This is a genomic window from Psychrobacter sp. 1Y4 (assembly GCF_051847555.1).
Genome location: NZ_JBPYDE010000662.1, coordinates 1 through 662 on the forward strand (window position 1 = coordinate 1; position 662 = coordinate 662).

The 662-nt window shown below is 50.8% G+C and carries 1 protein-coding gene; it reads left to right on the forward strand.

The window, feature by feature from the left end:
- A partial coding sequence (locus tag ACS8FC_RS18195) for a TRAM domain-containing protein (protein WP_439297819.1) occupies positions 1 to 662 on the forward strand: 662 nt, incomplete at both ends.

Genomic DNA, 662 nt, shown 5'->3' on the forward strand with positions numbered 1-662 from the left:
TCGTCTAAAAGATGCAGAGCCGATTCCTTTTACCATTGATAGACTGTCGCATGATGGTCGCGGTGTTGCCATCTATGGCAATGGTTTTGGAGTTGATGACGGTCACGCTGAAGACAAGCATGGCAAAACAGTCTTTGTGAGTTTTGCGTTGCCAGGTGAAAACGCCTTGGTCAAAATAACCAATAGCCGTGCCAGTTTTGAGGAAGGCGATGCAATCAGCATCACTGCCAATCCAAATCCTGAACGTGCTGTGCCGCCTTGCCCACATTTTGGCGTCTGCGGCGGCTGCAACTTGCAGCACTGGGAGCCAGAGGCACAGATAAACTTTAAGCAGTCCGTACTTGCCGAGATGCTGATGCATCAAGCTAATGCAGAGCCTGATAATTGGCTCGCGCCTGTCGTCGGCGATCGCCTCGGCTACCGTACTAAAGCCCGGCTAGGCGTGCGCTATGTCGTCAAAAAAGAAACCGCGCTTGTTGGCTTTCGTGAGCGCTCAAGTAACTTTTTGGCAGAGCTCAATGAGTGTCATATCTTAGACCCACGTATTGGTTTTGAGATCGAAAATCTAAAAACGCTCATCAGCACGCTAGAGAGCCGTGACAAGATTGCCCAGCTTGAGCTTGCGATGGGTGAGGAATTACCAGAGCTCCCTGATGGCAACC